Below are 19,517 nucleotides of genomic sequence, written 5' to 3' on the forward strand. Positions count from 1 at the left end.
GTCCCCCTTGACCGGACCGGTTTACTGGCCCGGGCCCATGCCGCGGTTCAGCGCGATTGCCTGGGCCACGTTCTGGCTCAGCGGCAGGTTGCCGGCCACGGAATTACGTACCAGCTCCAACTGCAGCCGGTTGCTGGCGTTCTGGCCGTCGCCGCTCAGGGCAATGCCCTGGCCGACGCTGCCATTGCGGATCCACTGCTGCACCATGCCCTGGCCATCGACCTGCAACAGCAGGCGTGCCTGGTTGCCGTCCAGTACCGCGCTGGCGCTGGCGCCACCCTGCTGTACCTGGGCGATGCGCGTGCCGTCGTCACTGCCGGCCACAGGCACGGCACCATCACGGATGGTGAGCGAGGTGACGTTGCGCGCGGTGTTGCCATCGCCCGCCACCTGCACGCTCTGCACCAGGCCACTGGCATTGGCCAGGCCGGTGCTGTCGATGCTGCGGCCACTGGTATCGGGCAGCGGTGCATCGGCGGCGGTGACCTGCACGCTGGGCTGGAACGTCAGCTTGGGCGTGCTGCCCTGGCGGAAATCCATGCCCAGGGTGAGCGCCCCCTGCACCGCGCCGCCGTCATTGCCCTTCCACTGCGAAATCATGGTGACGCCGAACCAGGCCACGTTGTTGCCGCCCACGGTGTAGCGGCCACGCATCAGGTTCAGCTCCGGATCGGGGATTTCCTTCAGGCCGCGCCCCGGCGCACCGTCTGCGGCCCAGGCGGGCAACGCAGGAAGTACCAGCAGCGCAGCAATCAGTACACGTTGGCAAAACATGATCGTGCCTCCTTCAGAACAGGTCGGCATGGCTGAAGCCGAAGTCGACCAGCTCGGCATCGGTGATCGGTCCCTGCCGCGCATACAGGGCGCGTGCACTGGGCCGTTCGCTCGGTTGCAGCAGGACCGTATTGCGATCGAAGTCGCTGCCGATGACGACGAAAACGGCGCGCGACGGCCAGGCTTCCAGGAATTCCGGCAGCGGCAGCGCACGGTTGCCCAGGATCGGGTCGGCCACTTCCACCACGCCGCCCCGCACCTGCTTGAGCACCACGAAGTGGCGGAAGCCGCGCACATCCATCAGCACCAGCCCCGGCACCCGCAGGGTGCGCAGGCGCGTTTCGTCAATGCGGTAGCCGCGGCCGCGCATGCCCAGCGATTCGACATAGCGCTTGATGTCCAGCAAAGAGAAACCGCGCTCCTTGACCAGTTGTGGATCGGAAACCCCCATCATTCCCTCGATCACCGTGGCTTCGGTGGTATCCAGGTGGTAGGCGTAGCGCAGGATCGTGGCCAGCGCGGCGGCCCCACAGCTGTAGTCGGTGTGTTGCCGCACCAGGTTGCGGTAGCGCCGCTCCTGCATGCTTTCCACCTTCTGCTGCATCAGCGCACCGTTGGGCAGCACGCCGCTGAAGGCGACGTCCCCCGCCCAGGCACCGGCGCTGCCCAGCAACAGCAGACAGGTCAGAACACGCAACCACCAACGGGAACCGGCCATGGTGCTCTCCACGGAAAGGAAGGAGCCCCTGCCCCAAGGGGGAGGAGGGACAGGGGCTCCCGGGGAACCCGGCCATTGGCGGACGGCCGGGCTTGTTGCGCTCAACGCAGGTCAGCTGCGAAAGCGGTCACGCGCGGTGTTACTCGCCGCCACCGGTACCGCCGCCACCGCCGGTGCTGGGCTGGGCCACGGCCAGGGCCAGGCTGTTGGCCTGCAGGTTGCCGGTGCCGGACGCCACGTTCACGCCGATGTTGCCCGACGCCCCGGAGAAGGCACTGCCGGACAGCGCCGAGGTGTTGGTGGCGTTGACGTTCACCCAACGGGTGGTGGTGACGGTGCCGCTCAGGCTGGCGTACAGGTCGGCAATGCCCAGTTCGACGAACTGGCTGGTGCCGCTTTCACGCGTGTCGAAGCCCAGGCCACCCACGCCCTGACGGTACGGGTTCATCGTTGCGTTCTGGATCTCGTTGTCCAGATCGATGTGCCCGGTGCTGTTGCCGTCCGGATGCGGCAGGTCGCCATCCCAGCTGTCGAGGTAGTAGTTCGCCATCTGGTAAGCGTTGCCACGGCCGCTGTAGGTGCCGGCGCCGTAGGCCAGGGTCAGGCCGCCCACGCCACCGCTCATGCCCACTTCCACGGTGTCGGTGTAGGACTGCACATAGCCAGCGTTGGATACCGCGTTGCCGCTGGACACCTGGTTGGAGCTGATGCTGGACTGGGCCATGGCACTGGTGGCCACCGAAGCAGCGAGCGCGTTCTTCTGCTCGTTGTTGTTGCCCGAAGCGATGTTCACGCCGATGTTGCCCGACGCACCACCGAAGGCATTGCCACCGAGGCTGGCGGCGTTGGTCACGCCCGAGTTCATGGTGGTGTTGTTGAAGCCGGCCTGGTTGACGAACACTTCCGCATCGGCCATGCCGAAGCTGAAGGATGCGTCGGCCGCCGACAGCGAGGCCGCGTTGTCCTGCGCGTTGTTGTCACCGGCCACCACGTTGAAGCCGAGGTTGCCCGATGCACCGGCGCCGACATCATCGGCAATGGACGCGCTGTTGGTGACCAGGCTGTTGGAGCCCAGGTTGTTGCTGATCGACTGACGGTTGTCGATGACCGCGATGGCGGCCGAATCCAGATCGATCGTGCCGGTCACTTCCGGATCACCCGAGAAGCTGATGTCCGAGCTCAGGCGCAGGTCCTTTTCCAGGTTCACGTCGACGCCGTGGTTGTTCTTTTCCTTGCGCTCGTCGGCCTGGATGTTGCTGTTCTTCTGTACCTGCTCGTTCACCGTGCGGTTGCGGGTGATGTTGGAGCTGTCGGTGTTGCTGCGTACCGTGGTGCTGGTACGGGTCCAGTTGCGGACCTCGTTGTCGGTGTGGTTGTGGGTGTCGTTGCGGGTTTCGGTCACGACATGGTTGTGGTTGATGTTGGCGTTGGCGTTCTGGTTGTCCCAGCCGTTGGCCGCAGCCGCAGTGGAGGCCGTGGCAATCGCCATCGCAAGCACGGTCCTTTTCAGGTTCGCGTTCATGGTGCCCTCTCTCTCATCAGGTGATACATCGGGTGGTTGTTGCTCACGGGTTGCCCTGCACGGCCATGGTCAGCACGTTGGCCGTGTCATTGCGCGCTCCCGCGATCTGATTGAGTTGCAGGACACCGTCGAAGCCCCGCAGTGCCGTCGAAGCGACGCCGACACTGCGGATACCCGCCGCAACACCGTCACCGGTGTCGCCCTGCCCCCCTGCTGACGCGATATCCGCTGCGGCCAACGCCGCGTCATCGGATTCGCGTATCCCTTGCCGGGCCAGCGTCGCGCTGACGACGTTGAGCGTCGTGTTGGCGATGCCGCTGGCCTGGTTGATCGATGCGATACCACTGGCGCCGGCCAATGCTTCCCCGGCGATATGTGCGCTGGCCTGCAACGGTGCCGACAGCACCACGTTGCCGCCGCGCTGCTGGCGTGCGGCCACGGCCACGTTGGCCTGGTCGCCGCTGGCCATGCCCTGCAGATTGGCCTGGATGTTCAGATCGCCCGCGGCCTGGTTCACCGCGATGGCGCCGCTGGCCCCGGCCAGGGCGCGGCCGTCGATGCGGGCGATATCCAGGTAGGCCAGCATGCCGCTGTAGTCGTCGGCCAGCGCCGTGGCCGGCAGCAGCAGCACCACCAGCAGCAGGCCCCGCGTGCGCCGCATCATTTGCCACCGCCCGGCGCCGGTGCACCCAGCGGGAACTGCGACAGCGCGCCGCGCACCGTATCGCCGATGCCGCGGGTGGTGTTGCCCACCGCACCCAGCGGGCCGCTCATCGCCCCGCTCAGGTTGCTGCCGCTCATCATGCTGTCGCCGGAACGCCCGAGCGTGCCCCCCAGCGCCTGGTGGGTCACCCGTTCCACCGTGGTGCCACCGGGCGCGGCCAGCTGCTGGGTCTGCCCAGCGCCCAGCCCGGCGTAGTCATCGTCGCTGAGTTCGTCCATGCCACCGTGCGCGCCGCTGCTGCCGAGTGCACCGGCGATTTCGCGCTGTGGCTTGGGGTCGGCGATCAACGCCACGCCGGGCGGGGCCATGCGGTAGGCCGGGCGCGTGGACACATCGCGCAGCAGCACGATTTCGCCAGGCTGCGCCTTGACGCCCTGGCGCGCACCGGAAGCGGCGGCGGCCAGCGGGCAGGCCAAGGCCAGCAGCAGTGCCATCTGCCGGACCGGGCTACCAAAGAGGATGCTGCTGCCGTCCATGCCGCTCTCCCGTTGCGTATGCGCAGGGAGGGAGCAGTTTCCGTGCCAACTTCTGCAGGCCCGTTGCACAAGGCCTGCGCGAGCGCTCAAGGGCGCCGGTTGATGCCGCGGTGTTACAGCCGCGTTGGGATTTCGTTGGGCTTAACGCGCGCGAAACGCAGGATTCACGGGCTGCGCGGGGGCTGTATCAGTCCTGTTACAGGGGCTGATACAGCCCGTTGCAGCCCCGCTTCAGCTGCGCGGCGGGGTCGGGTCGGGATCGTCGATACCGACATTGGTGCTGGGGTTGTCGTACACGCTCTGGTCCAGCAGCCCGGTTTCCTTGGCCACCAGCACCGGCACCAGCATCTGCCCCGTCACATTCGTCATCGTGCGCATCATGTCCAGGATGCGATCGATGGCATACAGGTAGCCGATGGTTTCCAGCGGCAGGTTGGCCGCGCTCAACACCACGGTGGCCATGATCACCGCGGTGCCCGGAACGCCGGCGGTACCGAAGCTGCCCAGCACCGAAGCGATCAGCACCACCACGTACTGTTCCGGGGTGAGCGGCACGCCGCTGTACTGGGCAATGAACACCGCACACAGCGCCGGGTAGATCGCACCGCAGCCATCCATCTTGATGCTGGCGCCCAGCGGCACTGCGAACGAACCGTAGTCCTTGTTCACCCCCAGGTTGTGGGTGATCGAGCGCAGCGCCACCGGCATCGCCGCGAAGCTGGACGAGCTGACGAAGGCCACCTGCATGCCCGGCGCCGCGCCGCGGAAGAACTTCAGCGGGTTCAGGCCGTGCGACAGCAGCAGCGCGCTGTACACCACCACGATGTGCAGCGCGCAGGCCACGTACAGGGCCAGCACGAAATGGCCCAGCGGCAGCAGCTTCTCGAAACCGTAGCTGCCGACCAGGCCGGCGATCAGGCCGAACGTACCGATCGGGGTGACTTCCAGCACGAAGCGGGTCACCTGGATCATGATGTCGCTCATCTGCCCGACCAGCTTGCGCGCCTCGGTCACCTTCTCGCCCAGCTTGACGATGGCAAAGCCGATCAGGCCGGCGAAGAAGATGACCGGCAGGATCGAACCGCGACCGGCCGCCAGCACGGTCTCGCCGGCCGCGTTGACCTTGGTGCCGATGCCCGACAGCGCGTAGAACACATTGGCCGGCACCACGTCCAGCAGCACCTGCACCACGCTGGGCACTTCGCGCGGCACGTAGTTGCTGGCCATCGACAGTTGCAGGCCACCGGCACCGGGCTGCAGCACCGTGCCCACGCCCAGGCCCACGCAGACGGCCAACGCCGCGGTGATCACGAACCACAGGAACGTACGGCCACTGAGCGCGGCGACCGATTTCTGGCCGTGCAGCGAAGAGATCGCATTGATGACCGCGAAAAACACCAGCGGCACCGCAATCATCTTGATCAGGGTGACGTACAGCTCGCCCAGCGGGCCGAACCAGGTTTCAGCAGCCGGGCCGAGCGCCCAGCCGGCCAGCGCGCCGAACACGAAGCCACCGACCACGCGCTGCCAGAATGGAATCCGCAGCCAGGCAGAGACCAGCTTCATAGGCAATCCAGAGGGGAAGGAAGGGATGGTTCCACGATAGCCCAAGCCTGCCCTGGGAACGACCGCCGCACCGGCAAATCAGTGTGTCATCGGCGTGCCTTGCTGGGCCGGGCATAATGAACGTCCCGTTACAGTTTGTGAGATCCCAGCGTCCATGCGTCGTTCCGTCTCCCTGTTGGCCGCCTGCGCCACCACCCTGCTGCTTGGCGCCTGCGCCAGCACCGCCCCCGCCACTGCCCCGGCCGGCCTGAAGGTCGCCGTCGATCCGGTCGCCCATCCGGCTGGCGAAACCCCGCAGTGGTGGTACCGCAGTGGCGCCGCACAGGCCGCGGCCAACGGTGCGATGGCCGGCAAGGCCAAAAACGTCATTCTGTTCCTGGGTGATGGCATGAGCCTGACCACCGTGGCCGCCGCGCGCATCTATGAAGGCCAGCGCAAGGGCAGCGCCGGCGAAGAGAACCTGCTGTCGTGGGAGCGCTTCCCGGCCACGGCATTCAGCAAGACCTACAACACCGATTCGCAGACGCCGGATTCGGCCGGCACCATGACCGCCATCACCACCGGCGTGAAGACCCACATGGGCGCCATCGGCGTCAGCGCTGGGAGCCGCACCGACTGCGCCGACAGCCTGTCCAAAGGCCTGCTGACCTGGCTGCAGCTGGCCGACAGCGCCGGCCTGGCCACCGGCATCGTCTCCACCGCACGCCTGACCCACGCCACCCCGGCCGCCACCTACGCCCATTCGCCCGAGCGCAACTGGGAAAACGACACCGACCTGACCGAGGAAGCCAAGGCCGCCGGGTGCCGGGACATCGCCCAGCAGTTGCTGTCGACCTCGCGCTATGGGCGCGGCCCGCTGGTCGCCCTGGGCGGTGGTCGCGGTGAGTTCACCACCGTGGAAGAGCGCGACCCGGAGTATGACGACAAGGTCGGCCAGCGCCTGGACGGACGCAGCCTGGTGCAGGAATGGCAGCAGGCGCATCCGCAGGGTGCGTACGTGTGGAACAGCCAGCAGCTGGCCGCCGCCGCCAACGCCCCGGCTCTGCTCGGCCTGTTCGAACCGGACCACATGCGATACGAGTATGAGCGCCCGCAGGATCCGTCCGGCGAGCCGAGCCTGGCCGAACTGACCGCTGCGGCGATCAAGAACCTGGCCCAGCACAAGGAAGGCTACGTGCTGATGATCGAAGGCGCGCGCATCGACCATGCCAACCACAGTGGCAACGCCTACCGCGCGCTGACCGAAACCGTGGCGCTGTCCGATGCGGTGCGCGTGGCCAACGAACTGACCTCGGCCGATGACACGCTGATCATCGTCACCGCTGACCACTCGCACACCCTCAACTTCGTCGGCTACCCGGCGCGCGGCAACCCGATCCTGGGCAAGGTGAAGGACAAGGGCGGCGAAGACGGTGCCGGCAAGCTGGACAACGCCCTGGACGGCAATGGCCAGCCCTACACCACGCTGAGCTATGCCAACGGCCCCGGCCACACCGGCGCCACCAACCAGCAGCCGGCCGGACCGAAGCGCTACCCGCACAACCCCAGCACGTTCGAGCAGGCCAAGGGCCGCCCCGACCTGCACGCGGTGGACACCGAGCACCCCGATTACATGCAGGAAGCGCTGGTGCCGATGAAGTCCGAATCGCACGGCGGCGAAGACGTGGGCATCTGGGCCCGTGGCCCGGGCAGCCAGGCGATCCGCGGCACGCTGGAACAGAACGCGATCTACCACATGATCGTGCAGGCGGCCCCGGCCCTGCGCGCACGCCTGTGCCAGGCCGGCACCTGCGATGCGCAGGGCGTGCCGGTGCAACTGCCGGCGCCGAACGCCTTCGAACGCAAGGCCGAGGCCAAGTGAGGCCGCAGCCTGCCCCTGCCGTTTGGGCCGGCCGCCGCGTTGCGCGGTGGCTGGCCCTGCTGGGCGTGCTGGCCAGTACCGGTGCGCAGGCACAGCCGCCTGCGTGCCAGCTGCTGACCGAAAGCGAAGGGCTGGTGCCATTGCCGGGCTGCACCGTGGCCGAAGGCCAGCCGCAGCTGGACGCCACCGCACTGGCCGCCCTGCCTTACGACGCGCAGGGGCTGGCGGTAGTTCATGCCGGCGGCAGTTTCCATTACGTGGAGCGCACTGGCCGCAGCCTGGCGGTCATCACCTGGGACAACGGCCCGGACACGCTGCAGGAAGGTCTGCTGCGTGGCCGCGTGGGTGAGCGCATCGGTTACTTCGACGTGACGTTGCGGCAAGTGATCGAACCGACGTTCGATTTCGCCTGGCCATTCCACGACGGTGTGGCCGAAGTGTGCAACGGCTGCCAACGCGGCACGCCCGATGCTGACGGGCACACCCCGATGGAAGGCGGCGACTGGTTCCGCATCGACCGCCGCGGCCGTCGGGTGAGGTAGGGTTTTCGGCAGGGCTGCGCCCTGCACCTGCTCAATGCAACGGCAACGGCAACGGCAACGGCAACGTCAAAAGCGGCATTCCGTGGGATGGCGGGGCGGTGTCGGATTGCGGGGACGCCGCAAGTACGTCCGTGTAGGCTTGGCAGCCGCATCCATGCGGCTGACACCCCGCAATCCGACACCGCCCCACCTCTGACAGATTCCCGCGATCTGTCGGAATGGTAGGGGGTCGGATCCTGTTGCTGCGCAACGGGCTCTGACCCCGCATTCTTTTCGATATCTGACAGATTCATCCACGCATGGCGTGGATCTTATCTCTTGCCGATCTGGCACTTTAGGTGCCGAGAGCCCGGCGTGGGCGACCGTGTGGATCCAGGTCTTGCGACCGTGAAGTAGCTTGGGTCCCCACGCCGGATTCTCCCTGAATCGCCCGAACAGTTGGTTGAGTTGGCGCTCGAACTGATAAGACTGGGCAAGCAGGGAGAGCTCTCGACCCTGTCAGCCTCTGGTCGCTGCGGGCCCGCGGCAAGGAAGGGAAAGTGGCCATCGTGGCCGTGATGCGGAAGATGCTGGTCATTCTCAACGCCCGCGTGCGCGACGCCTCAAGCGGACCGATCCCCGCTTGAGGCACGCCCAGGGCGCACGGCAGCGGCTGCCGGCCGGCAGCCGGCTTTGCCGTGCCTGTCTGCCAGACGGCCAAAATCCCATCCCACAACACAGTTGCTACATGGACGTACTTGCGGCGTGTCCTGCGCACCCACACCGCCCCGCCATCCCACGGATAGCGCGCTTTTGACGTTGACGTTGACATTGCTTCGGCAGGTGCAGGGCGCAGCCCTGCAGAAAAACCTACTTCACCCAGCCGGCAATCTCGCCGTGCGCGAACGGGCCCAGCTTGGCCTTGACCATGCGCCCGTCCGCATCGAACAGCACGCTGTAGGGCAGCAGGCCCTGTGCGTTGCCCAGCCGTACGCTGGCATCGCGTGGGCCCGGCGTGTCCAGCACGATGGGGTAGTGCACCGGCACCTGCTGCAGGAACGCGGCCACGCCCTCGGGGGTATCCAGCGCCAGCCCCAGCACCTGCACACCCGTGCTCCCCTGGGCCTGGGCGAAGCGCTGCAGTTCGGGCATTTCTTCCACGCAGGGACCACACCAGCTGGCCCAGACATTGACCAGCAATGGGCGCCCGGCGAAGCGCTGGCGGATGTCCAGCGGCTGCCCCGATGGGTCGGGCAGTACCAGCGCGGGCAGGGCATCACCGGGCCGCAACGTGGGCGCGCTTGCCAAAGCAGCATCGGAAGGCGCGCGCGGCGCCGTCGGTGCCGGCGTCAGCCGGTGCCCGGCCCACAGGCCCAGGCCGGCGGCCAGCACCGCTGTCCACAGCAGTGCGGGCCGCTGCCACTTCACCGCGCGGTGCGCAGCAGGGCTTCTTCCACCACTGCCTGGGTCAGCAGGGTGGGCAGCACGGTGGGCGGGGCGCCGGGGCCGTACACCACGTACAGCGGCACGCCTACGGCCTTGTGCTCTTCCAGGAAATCGGTGATCTGCGGATCGACGTTGGTGTAGTCACCGCGCATGTACACCGCATTGGTGCGGCGGAGCAGGTCCTTGAACTCCGGACGCGACAGCACCGCGCGTTCGTTGGCCTTGCAGCTTACGCACCAGTCGGCGGTCATGTTCACGAACACCACGCGGTTGTCGGCGCGCAGGCGGTCCAGCAACTGCGGCGAATACTCCACCACGTTGTCGGTGCTGGCCTGGGCGGCACGCGCCGGCAGTGCCAGCTGGGTCACGCCCCACACCGGCACCAGCGCGGTCAGCACCAGCAGCACGCCCAGCAGGATGCCACCGCGCTTGCTGCGCCAGCGGCTGGTTTCGAACAGCCACAGGCCGCCGGTCAGCAGCAGCAGCCCGCCCAGCGCCAGCGCCATGCCATCCACGCCGCGCTGCTTGCCCAGCACCCACAGCAGCCACAGCGCGGCGGCGTACATCGGGAAAGCCAGCACGTGCTTCAGGGTTTCCATCCACGGGCCGGGCTTGGGCAGGCGCCGTGCCAGCGCCGGCACGAAGCCGATCAGCAGGAACGGCAGGGCCAGGCCCAGGCCCAGGAACAGGAACACCAGCATGGCCGCCACCGGCGGTGCCACGAAGGCGTAGGCCACGGCCGGGCCGAAGAACGGACCCACGCAGGCACTGCCGACCACGCAGGCCAGCACGCCGGTGAAGAAGTCGCCGGCCGGGCCGCTGCGGCTGGCCAGCGACTGGCCGAAGTTGCCCACGCCACCGCCCATGGTGAACACCCCGGACAGGCTCAGGCCGACGGCGAACATCACGTAGGCCAGCGCGGCCACCACGGCCGGGTGCTGCAGCTGGAAGCCGATGCCCACGGCGTTGCCCAGCATGCGCAGGCCCACCATCGAGGCGCCGATCACCGCGAAGGCCACCAGCACGCCCAGCGTGTACCACATGGCATGGCTGCGGGCGCGCTCGGCGCTTTCACCGCTCTGCGCCAGGCTCAGCACCTTCAGCGACAGGATCGGCAGCACGCACGGCATCAGGTTGAGTACCAGGCCGCCGCCCAGCGCCAGCAGCAGCACCCACAACAGCGAACTATCGGTCTTCGGCACGGTGCCTGGCGGCTTGGTGCGCAGCGCGTTGTCCGGACGCGCGTCGGCAGCGAAGGCGGTCGCGCCGGGCGCGGAGTCTGCGGCAGTGGGCGCCGGATCGTTCGGGACGGTCGGCAGCAGGCGGCGCAGCGCGCCGTCGCCGCCTTCGCGCGCGGCATCGGCCGCAGAGCCGGGCAGCGGCTGGATCACTTCGCTGCGTGCGGCGGTGGCCGACGCACTGGCGTTGACCTTGCCGGCAGGAATGGCCAGCTTCACCCGGCGGGTCATCGGCGGGTAGCAGATGCCGTCGGTCTGGCAGCCCTGGAAGGTGACCACCAGGGTGCCGTCCACCGCATCGGCGCGGCTGCGGCGCAGCGGCAGCGGCACTTCCACCTGGTTGAAGTAGACCGAGACATCGCCGAAGTGCTCATCGCGGTGCGACTGCGCCTTCGGCCAGCGCGGGGTATCGGCCAGCACGCCGCTGCTGCCTTCCAGCTTCAGCGAGGTGCGGTCGCGGTACAGGTAGTAGCCCGGCGCCGGGCTGAAGCGCAGCAGCAGGGTGTTGCCGTCGCTGGCGATGGCATCGAAGGCGAACGCCTGTTCCGACGGCAGCGGCAGGGCCTGGGCCGTGCTGGCGCCGGGCAGCTGCAGGCCGCGCGCGGTGCCGGCCCCGGCCAGCGGGTTGTTGAAGGCAGGCGTGTTGCCGCTGCGCGCGGCCGGCGCTGCCGCCGCATCGCCACCGGGCAGGGTGACCTGCACCACGCGCTTCTGCGGCGGGTAGCACACGCCGGCGTCGGCGCAGCCCTGGTAGCGCACTTCCAGGCTGATCGTGCCGGCGCCATCGGTGGGCGCGCCGGGCAGTGTCGCTACCAGGCGCTGGCGGTAGGTTTCCACCTCACCGAAGAAATCGTCGTGGTGCTTGTCACCGGCCGGCATCTGCAGCGCGCCGGCATTGAAGGCGGTGTCGGCCTTCACGCTGGTGCGGTGGCGGTACAGGTAGTAGCCGGGAGCGATCTTGAACTGCAGTTGGATCTGCCCCCTTTCGGGCGCGGTGGCGGTCAGCGCGAACGCCTGGTCCACCGGCAGCAGGTCCTTCTCGTCCAGGGCGAAGGCCGGCAGGGAAAGCCACAACAGGGCGCACAGGGCGGCGCCACGCGCAAACAGAGTCTTCAAACGGTGTCCTCCCGGGTCTGCGCCCGGATCCAGTCCAGATACGCCGGCAGGCCGGCCCGGCTTTCGACCGCAATGCATTCCGGGAGTTCATACGGATGCAGGGCGACGATCCGGGCGATGGCGGCATCGACCCGGCTGGCCGTGGTCTTCACCAGCAGCTGCAGTTCGGTATCGGTGGTCACCTGGCCTTGCCAGCGGTAGGTCGAACGCGCGCCGTCCAGGCGGGTCACGCAGGCGGCCAGCTGTTCGCCCACCAGTGCGTGGGCGATGCGTTCGGCACTGGCCGCGTCGGGACAGGTGGTGAACAGCAGCAGGACGGGATCGGCGATCGACATGACCGCCGAGTATAGGGCCGCCGCCGGGTCAGGGCCCGGCGGCGGCATGGACCGCTGCGTTGCGCGGTCAGTTGGCCAGCTGGCAGGTGGCCGGCTTGGCCGAGGTGAACAGGGCCGGGGTGGCCCACTCGGGGTGGTCGATGAACGGGTTGCGGTTGCCCTGGAACGAGTAGATCACGTCATTTCGCGCACGCTCGGCATCATCCGGCGGATCGGACAGGTGCCAGTCGATCAGGGTGGACAGCAGGCCCATGTAGGCCGGCGAGCTGCTGGTCTTGACGATCTTGCTGCGGTCGTCGGTCAGTTCCAGGTCCGGCTCGGACTGGCCGGTGGCCGCATCCTTGCCGCCCTCATAACGGATGGCCATGTACATCACCGCACGCGCCATGTCGCCCTTGCGCTTGCCCCACACCTCGAAGGTGCCGGTGTTGCCGTCCGGGGTGCGCACCCAGTTGGAATTGCCCGGATAGCCGCCGCTGCCGCCGCCCTGGCCGTTGTTGGCCTCGGTAGCGCGCTCGCCGCAGTTGCTGTCGCACTTGCCGAAGGGCTTATTGCCGCGGTCGGCATTCCACTGCGCGTCGGTCAGGTACAGCATGTGGGTGTCGGTGTACGGGGCGTACGGCAGGCCCTTGTCGCCAGTGGTGCTGGCAAAGCCCAGCGAGTTCGGCCAGGTGTGTTCGCGGTTGTACTTCAGGCCGCTGCCACTGCCGGCACGGTCGGTCACCTTGGTATAGCTGCGGTTGCGGTAGGCATCCAGGATCCTGCCGCTGTTGTTCGGGTCTTCGTCGGCGATTTCCAGGATGGTCCAGGTGCTGGTGCCCGAGCCGCTGTACGGATAGGCGGTGTGGCCCTTGATGGTTTCATGCAGCGAGCAGCGCAGCTGGCTGGGGCTGCTGGTGTTCACCTTGGAGTAGTAGCCCTCCGGGGTGCCGGGATTGCCGGGGTTGCCCGGATCCGGGTTGCCGGTGGTGCTGGCCACGGTGAAGGCGATGCGGCTGTCGGCGGCCGGGTGCGCGCCCTGGCTGTCGGTGATCCGCGCGGCGCGGATGTCGAAGCGGCAGGCTTCGCCGGCCACCAGCGCGGTGTTGGTGGACAGCTTCACGGTGCGGCCGCTGGTCGGCCAGGTCAGCGGCACGCTGCCCGAACTGCCGCAGCTCAGGCTGAAGGCGCCGCTGGCAAGGGTCACCGTTTCGCTGAACACCACTTCCAGATCGGCCGCGGCCGGGAAGGTGCTGCTGCCCTGCGCCGGGGTGGTGGTGCTGACCGACGGCGGGGTGTTCGGGCCCGGGGTGCCGCCACCGCCGGTGAAGGTCTGGCTGGTGTTGCAGCGGCCGAAGGTCTGGGCGGCCGATTCGGCCCAGGTGAAGTGCGCGTACTGGCTGCCGCTGCCGGTCAGCTGCAGCGAGGTGCCCGGCGCGGTGCTGTTGGTTTCCGCCACCGGAATGTTCTGGCTGGTCATGCCGGCCGCCGGGCCACCGGCCGCGGTGATCGCGCCCTCGTAGCTCAGGAACTGCACGACCTTGCCGCTGGCGTCGACCAGGGCGATGCCGTCATTCGGGCCGTTCTGCAGGCCATTGGTCGGGTAGGTGACCACCGCGATGGTGGCACTGCCGCAACTGGCCGCGGTGCCGGTCGGCACCGGGTTGTTGGCGTAGACCGCCGCGGCCGAGGGGTTGCTGCCGTTGTACAGGTACAGCCGGTAGCCGGACAGATCCTCACCGGCGGTGGCGACCACCTCAATGGCCTCGCCCACGTCGCCGGCAGCGGTGCTGTCGTCATAGTGCAGTTCGTTGATGAAGACCTCGGCCTGGGCCGGCGCGGCGGCCAGCGCCAGCAGGCAGGCGGCGGCGAGCGGGGACAGCAATCGCATCGACTACTCCTTGTGATTGGGAATGCCGGGCGAGACTAAGGCCGATCACGTGACACTTTGTCGTAACTGAACGCCAGATATCTGACACTGCGACGCCCGTCACCAAAAATCCGGGAACTTCGCCGGATCTGCGCCGCAGCGCACCCTCGAAAAATTTTGCCGCGGTGCCCTTGAAAGGTCCCCAGCGAGCTCCATCTCTGTCCTGCTCCCGACTTGTCGGGCTTTTTCGCGAGCAATGCTGGCAGTCACCAGGGGTGAGTGCTAACATCGCCGGACTTTTTTAGACCAATCAATAACTTAAGAGGTCTCTCATGAGCATCAAGCCGCTGCACGACCGCGTTGTGGTCAAGCCGATCGAAGCCGACGAAATCTCCGCCGGTGGCATCGTCATTCCGGATTCGGCCAAGGAAAAGTCCACCAAGGGTGAAGTCGTGGCCGTCGGCCCGGGCAAGCCGCTGGACAACGGCAGCGTGCGCGCGCCGTCGCTGAAGGTCGGCGACAAGGTCATCTACGGCCAGTACGCCGGCAGCTCGTACAAGAGCGAAGGCGTCGAATACAAGGTCCTGCGCGAAGACGACGTGCTCGCCGTCATCGGCTGAGCCCCGGCGCGACCTGCTTTCCTGTAAGACATCCCTTTTCGTCGCCGGGCCCGGCCCGGCGCAAACATCGAGGTAATCGCAATGGCTGCCAAGGATATTCGTTTCGGTGAAGACGCCCGTTCGCGCATGGTGCGCGGCGTCAACGTTCTCGCCAATGCCGTCAAGGCCACCCTGGGCCCGAAGGGCCGCAACGTCGTGCTGGAAAAGAGCTTCGGCGCCCCGACCATCACCAAGGACGGCGTCTCCGTCGCCAAGGAAATCGAACTGGCTGACAAGTTCGAGAACATGGGCGCGCAGATGGTGAAGGAAGTGGCTTCGCGCACCAACGACGACGCTGGCGACGGCACCACCACCGCCACCGTGCTGGCCCAGGCCCTGATCCGCGAAGGCGCCAAGGCTGTTGCCGCCGGCATGAACCCGATGGACCTCAAGCGTGGTATCGACAAGGCCGTCGTGGCCGCCGTTGCCGAGCTGAAGAACATCTCCAAGCCGACCGCCGACGACAAGGCCATCGCCCAGGTCGGCACCATCTCGGCCAACTCGGACGAGTCGATCGGCCAGATCATCGCCGATGCGATGAAGGAAGTCGGCAAGGAAGGCGTGATCACCGTTGAAGAAGGCTCGGGCCTGGACAACGAGCTGGACGTGGTCAAGGGCATGCAGTTCGACCGCGGCTACCTGTCCCCGTACTTCATCAACAACCAGCAGTCGCAGACCGCCGACCTGGATGACCCGTTCATCCTGCTGCACGACAAGAAGATCTCCAACGTGCGTGACCTGCTGCCGGTGCTGGAAGGCGTCGCCAAGGCTGGCAAGCCGCTGCTGATCGTCGCCGAAGAAGTCGAAGGCGAAGCGCTGGCCACTCTGGTGGTCAACACCATCCGTGGCATCGTCAAGGTCGTGGCCGTGAAGGCTCCGGGCTTCGGCGACCGTCGCAAGGCGATGCTGGAAGACATGGCCGTGCTGACCGGCGGCACCGTGATTTCCGAAGAAGTGGGCCTGTCGCTGGAAAAGGCCACCATCAAGGACCTGGGCCGCGCCAAGAAGGTGCAGGTTTCCAAGGAAAACACCACCATCATCGACGGCGTGGGCGACAAGGCCAACGTTGATGCACGCGTGGGCCAGATCAAGACCCAGATCCAGGACACCTCCTCCGATTACGATCGCGAGAAGCTGCAGGAACGCGTGGCCAAGCTGGCCGGCGGCGTTGCCGTGATCAAGGTCGGTGCGTCGACCGAAATCGAAATGAAGGAAAAGAAGGATCGCGTCGACGACGCCCTGCACGCTACCCGTGCAGCCGTTGAAGAAGGCGTGGTTCCGGGCGGCGGCGTGGCCCTGGTCCGTGCGGTCACCGCGCTGGCTGGCCTGAAGGGTGCCAACGAAGACCAGAACCACGGCATCCAGATCGCCCTGCGCGCGATGGAAGCCCCGCTGCGCGAAATCGTCTCCAACGCCGGTGAAGAGCCGTCGGTCATCATCAACAAGGTGAAGGAAGGCAGCGGCAGCTTCGGCTACAACGCCGCCACCGGTGAGTTCGGCGACATGCTGCAGTTCGGCATCCTGGACCCGACCAAGGTGACCCGTTCGGCCCTGCAGAACGCCGCGTCCATCGCTGGCCTGATGATCACCACCGAAGCCATGGTTGCCGAAGCTCCGAAGAAGGACGAGCCGGCCATGGGCGGCGCCGGTGGCATGGGCGGCATGGGTGGCATGGGCGGCATGGACTTCTAAGTCCACGCCTTCCCGACGTACTGAAAAACCCCGCCGCAAGGCGGGGTTTTTTTGTGCGCGCACGGCAGGCGTGGAGACGCGCGCGTCGGCAGGTTCGCGCCGGCCGGTTTCATGCTGCACGCTGCCTTGCCGCCGCAACCTGCCGGCACTAGCCTCCGCGCATGCCTACTTCGTTCCTCGTCGTCGACGACTTTCTTTCCCCGGCCGATGCGCAGGGCCTGCGCCGTGCCGGCTTGGGCCTGGACTACCCCGAGCAGGACGGCGCGTTCCCGGGCCGCAATTCGCTGCAGCGCCTGGAAATGCAGGGGTTGGCCGGTGCCGCCTCGCGCCTGTTGAACGAGCCGCTGCGGCCGGTGCAGCCGCTGCAGTCGCATGGGAAATTCCGCCTGACCCTGGCCAACGACGTGGGTCGGGCGCGGGTGCATACCGACCATTCGCACTGGTCGGGCATCCTCTATCTCAGCGCGCCCGAACATTGCCAGGGGGGCACCGAATTCTTCCGCCACCGCCGCACCAACACCGACCGCCTGGCACTGAACCCGGCCGAGCTGGCTGCACTGGGCTACGCCGATGGCGCGGCCATGCACCGCGACATCATCGAGCGCGACAGCAACGATGAAAGCGCCTGGGAACCGACCATGACCATTCCCATGCGTTTCAACCGCCTGGTGCTGCTGCGCCCGTGGTTCTGGCACACGGCCGGGCCTGCCTTCGGCGACTGCGCGGAGAACGGGCGCCTGGTCTACCTGATGTTCTTCGAACAGGCCGGTTGAGGCCGCGCTCATCCGGCGTGGCGCCGATCTACTTCACGAACGCCTTGGACGCACCGTATTCCCACTGCCAGGGCACGCCGGTGTCGCCCAGTACGAATGCCACCAATGCAGGGAAGGTGGCTTCGGCACGTACATCGTTGCCCAGGATCACCACGCAGCGCTGGCGCTGTTCAAGGCAGACCAGCGTATTGCCGACGGCATCATCGTGGCCGCCCTTGTAGAAGCCCGGCCCCTGCGGGCCCCGGAAGGTCACCACGCCCAGGCCGGCCGCCAGATCGCTGCGCTGCTGCGCTGCGGGCAGCTCCGGCTGCAGCGTGGGGAACTGGCTGGCGGTGGTGATCGGCAGCTGCGGGCGCACCAGCTCCCTGCGCATCGCCGTCGACAGACCCTGGCCGCGCACGTAGCCGGCGGCGAAATGGGCCATGTCGTTGATGGTGGTGTCCATCGACCCGGCCGCACGCACGCGGCTGCGCTCATCGTGCGGTTCGGCGCTGCCCTGCTGGGTCCAGCCATCGGCCAGGTTGCCGGCAAAATCATTGCGCCACATCATGCTCGTGCGTGGCATGCCGAAGCGATCGAACACGCGCTGCTGCATCAGCGTGCCCACGTCCAGACCCGGGCGCCCGCGCTCGAGCACGAACTGCAGCAGGATCAACCCCTCGCCGGAATAGCCATAGCGGCTGCCGGGATCGAAGTGGAACTTCAAGCGGCCGTCAGGTTCAAGGAAAGCGAAGTTGGCAAATCCGCTGGCATGGTTCAGCAGCAGGCGCGGTGTCAGCTGGCGCCAGCGTGGGTCGTCGGCCAACACGGTGTAGTCGGCATACTTCCCTGGTTCGGCAGGGTAGTCCGGCAGCGGCATGTCCAATGCCGTGGCAATGCTGGCATCCAGATCGATCACCTTCTGTTGCGCCAACTGGGCCAACAGATGGCCGAAGGCCATCTTGGTCAGCGATGCCGCATACATCACGGTGTCGGTGCGCAGCGGCTCTCCGGCGGCGTTGCGTTCGCCATAGGCGGCCACGTGCACCACCTTGCCGCCATCAATGACCGCCACGGCCATGCCGCGTGCATGCGCGGCCCGCATCAAGCGCTGGGCTTCGGCGTCGATGCGCTCCGGCGTTGGAACCGGCAGAGCGGGCGCAGCCAGTCCGGCCAGTGGCAGCAGCGTCAGCAACAGCAGGAAAACACGGCACATGCGCGGAACTCCTGATGGGACCGGGCGATCCTACCCCCGCCCGGCGCCGCCGTCATCGCCAACGGTCATCCCTGCGGCGGCCGCCGCAGGCAGATCCGCTCGGCGTCGGCGCTGATATCCACCTGGCCGCCCTGCATCACGTCTGCGCCCAGGATCACCGCCGGGCGCTGGTCCAGGCCGATGGCGCGGAACACGGGCAGTTCGCTGATGCGCACTTCCACCGCGGGATGCTGCCAGCCTGCACTGGCCAGCGCCGGCAGGGTGTACAGCCACGTGGGCGTCGGCTTGCCGCCCAGCCCTTCGCTGCCCTTGCGACGCGCCCGCACGCGCGCATCGCGGCCATCGGTGCGCAACCCCAGCGCGCCGGCCGCCGCGTTGTTGAGGATGGTCTGCGCGGCACCGGTATCGACCACGCCGATCGCCTCCACACCCTCCGCGCCCAGCTGCAGGCGGACGAAGCCGAAGCCTTTCAGCACGCCGCTGCGATCGGGCAGGGCGTTGTCTTGGCAGTGGGCATCAGGGCTTGGCAGTGAGCGGGCCGGCCACAGCAGCAGGCGCGATTGGGCGAAATCCCAGCGCGTATCGAAGCGAGCGGTGATGTCCTGGCCGATGATGCCGTGCAACGGCGCGCCGCCGGCAGAGGACAGGCCGGCCAGATCGGCCTGCAGTGCGGTCATCTGCAACTGCAGGCTGCCCAATGCCATCGCCACGCTGCGCGTGCTGCGCAGGGCCAGGCCGCCGGCACTGGCGCCCTGCGCATCATGATCGCGCGCGTTCGGGTCCTGCAGCCCGAAGCGCTGCACCACGGCGGTATCCAGCAGGGTCGCGCTGGCGGCGCTGTCCACCACCAGGTGCAGCGGCTCGTCGCGGCCGTCCAGCGTGCCCAGCACGGTGGGGTGGCTGGCCTGCATCGTCATCGGCAGGCTGTGCAGCGCAGGGGGTTCTGCCACCGCGGGCAGGGCGGTCAATAGCAGGGGCAGCAGTGCCAGACGCATCGGTGTACTCCTCGGGAACGAGTGGCCATTTCGCCGCAGGCGCGTGTTGCCGGTATG

General features: G+C 67.5%; 17 protein-coding genes and 1 pseudogene. 6 read left to right on the top strand and 12 right to left on the bottom strand.

The genetic code is table 11. The annotated features are described in order from the left end of the window. Positions 1-21 precede the first annotated feature (21 nt). The 6 genes from C1922_RS13810 to C1922_RS13835 form a co-directional block, all read right to left on the bottom strand. A complete protein-coding gene (locus tag C1922_RS13810) occupies positions 22-774 on the bottom strand; it encodes a hypothetical protein (RefSeq protein WP_108750274.1) in 753 nt (250 codons plus the stop codon). Positions 775-787: 13 nt separating this feature from the next. Next, positions 788-1,492: a C39 family peptidase gene (locus tag C1922_RS13815; RefSeq protein ID WP_108750275.1), complete on the bottom strand. Its 705-nt coding sequence runs from the start codon at positions 1,490-1,492 to the stop codon at positions 788-790. Between the two features lie 139 nt (positions 1,493-1,631). After that, the gene (locus C1922_RS13820) at positions 1,632-3,014 is read right to left on the bottom strand and encodes an adhesin (protein WP_108750276.1); all 1,383 of its coding nucleotides are present in this window, start codon (positions 3,012-3,014) and stop codon (positions 1,632-1,634) included. A gap of 43 nt (positions 3,015-3,057) precedes the next feature. Next, complete coding sequence (locus tag C1922_RS13825; protein WP_108750277.1) at positions 3,058-3,675, bottom strand: hypothetical protein; 618 nt, start codon at positions 3,673-3,675, stop codon at positions 3,058-3,060. Then, positions 3,675-4,172 carry a hypothetical protein gene (locus C1922_RS13830; RefSeq protein ID WP_234412145.1) on the bottom strand — a complete coding sequence of 166 codons (498 nt, stop codon included), beginning with the start codon at positions 4,170-4,172 and terminating at the stop codon, positions 3,675-3,677. Before C1922_RS13830 ends, C1922_RS13825 begins: the two co-directional genes overlap by 1 nt. Before the next feature lie 273 nt (positions 4,173-4,445). Beyond that, complete coding sequence (locus C1922_RS13835) at positions 4,446-5,780, bottom strand: dicarboxylate/amino acid:cation symporter (RefSeq protein WP_108750279.1); 1,335 nt, start codon at positions 5,778-5,780, stop codon at positions 4,446-4,448. A 154-nt stretch (positions 5,781-5,934) separates the two neighbouring features. Between C1922_RS13835 and C1922_RS13840 the strand changes: the two genes are divergently transcribed. The 3 genes and pseudogenes from C1922_RS13840 to C1922_RS13850 form a co-directional block, all read left to right on the top strand. Continuing rightward, positions 5,935-7,641 carry an alkaline phosphatase gene (locus C1922_RS13840; RefSeq protein ID WP_108750280.1) on the top strand — a complete coding sequence of 569 codons (1,707 nt, stop codon included), beginning with the start codon at positions 5,935-5,937 and terminating at the stop codon, positions 7,639-7,641. Further along, positions 7,638-8,183 carry a WG repeat-containing protein gene (locus C1922_RS13845; protein WP_108750281.1) on the top strand — a complete coding sequence of 182 codons (546 nt, stop codon included), beginning with the start codon at positions 7,638-7,640 and terminating at the stop codon, positions 8,181-8,183. Before C1922_RS13840 ends, C1922_RS13845 begins: the two co-directional genes overlap by 4 nt. 509 nt (positions 8,184-8,692) lie before the next feature. Further along, positions 8,693-8,809: pseudogene (locus C1922_RS13850) on the top strand (IS110 family transposase); the annotation flags it as partial. Between the two features lie 223 nt (positions 8,810-9,032). Here the strand turns inward: C1922_RS13850 and C1922_RS13855 are convergent. The 4 genes from C1922_RS13855 to C1922_RS13870 form a co-directional block, all read right to left on the bottom strand. Beyond that, positions 9,033-9,590 carry a TlpA disulfide reductase family protein gene (locus C1922_RS13855; protein WP_108750282.1) on the bottom strand — a complete coding sequence of 186 codons (558 nt, stop codon included), beginning with the start codon at positions 9,588-9,590 and terminating at the stop codon, positions 9,033-9,035. Further along, positions 9,587-11,962, bottom strand: a complete 2,376-nt coding sequence (locus C1922_RS13860; protein ID WP_108750283.1) for a protein-disulfide reductase DsbD domain-containing protein — start codon at positions 11,960-11,962, stop codon at positions 9,587-9,589. The genes C1922_RS13855 and C1922_RS13860 overlap by 4 nt, the downstream gene beginning before the upstream one ends. After that, a complete protein-coding gene (gene cutA, locus C1922_RS13865; RefSeq protein WP_108750284.1) occupies positions 11,959-12,297 on the bottom strand; it encodes a divalent-cation tolerance protein CutA in 339 nt (112 codons plus the stop codon). The genes C1922_RS13860 and cutA overlap by 4 nt, the downstream gene beginning before the upstream one ends. Positions 12,298-12,364: 67 nt before the next feature. Further along, positions 12,365-14,167, bottom strand: coding sequence for an endonuclease (locus C1922_RS13870; protein WP_108750285.1), 1,803 nt, complete (start codon positions 14,165-14,167; stop codon positions 12,365-12,367). A gap of 311 nt (positions 14,168-14,478) precedes the next feature. Here C1922_RS13870 and C1922_RS13875 point away from each other — a divergent pair, with 311 nt between their 5' ends. The 3 genes from C1922_RS13875 (at position 14,479) to C1922_RS13885 (ending at position 17,270) form a co-directional block, all read left to right on the top strand. Beyond that, positions 14,479-14,766: a co-chaperone GroES gene (locus tag C1922_RS13875; RefSeq protein WP_006396661.1), complete on the top strand. Its 288-nt coding sequence runs from the start codon at positions 14,479-14,481 to the stop codon at positions 14,764-14,766. 81 nt (positions 14,767-14,847) lie between these two features. After that, entirely contained in the window at positions 14,848-16,497 is a 1,650-nt protein-coding gene (groL, locus tag C1922_RS13880; RefSeq protein WP_108750286.1) for a chaperonin GroEL, read from the top strand. 161 nt (positions 16,498-16,658) lie between these two features. After that, complete coding sequence (locus C1922_RS13885) at positions 16,659-17,270, top strand: DUF6445 family protein (RefSeq protein WP_108750287.1); 612 nt, start codon at positions 16,659-16,661, stop codon at positions 17,268-17,270. Between the two features lie 28 nt (positions 17,271-17,298). On the opposite strand, the gene C1922_RS13890 is transcribed toward C1922_RS13885, so the two are convergent. Further along, positions 17,299-18,465 (bottom strand): serine hydrolase domain-containing protein, encoded by a 1,167-nt coding sequence (locus C1922_RS13890; RefSeq protein WP_108750288.1) that lies wholly within the window; start codon positions 18,463-18,465, stop codon positions 17,299-17,301. Positions 18,466-18,530: 65 nt separating this feature from the next. Then, a complete protein-coding gene (locus C1922_RS13895) occupies positions 18,531-19,460 on the bottom strand; it encodes an aspartyl protease family protein (protein ID WP_108750289.1) in 930 nt (309 codons plus the stop codon). Positions 19,461-19,517: the final 57 nt, after the last annotated feature.

The sequence above is a fragment of the Stenotrophomonas sp. ZAC14D2_NAIMI4_7 genome (assembly GCF_003086675.1).
Lineage (GTDB): Bacteria > Pseudomonadota > Gammaproteobacteria > Xanthomonadales > Xanthomonadaceae > Stenotrophomonas.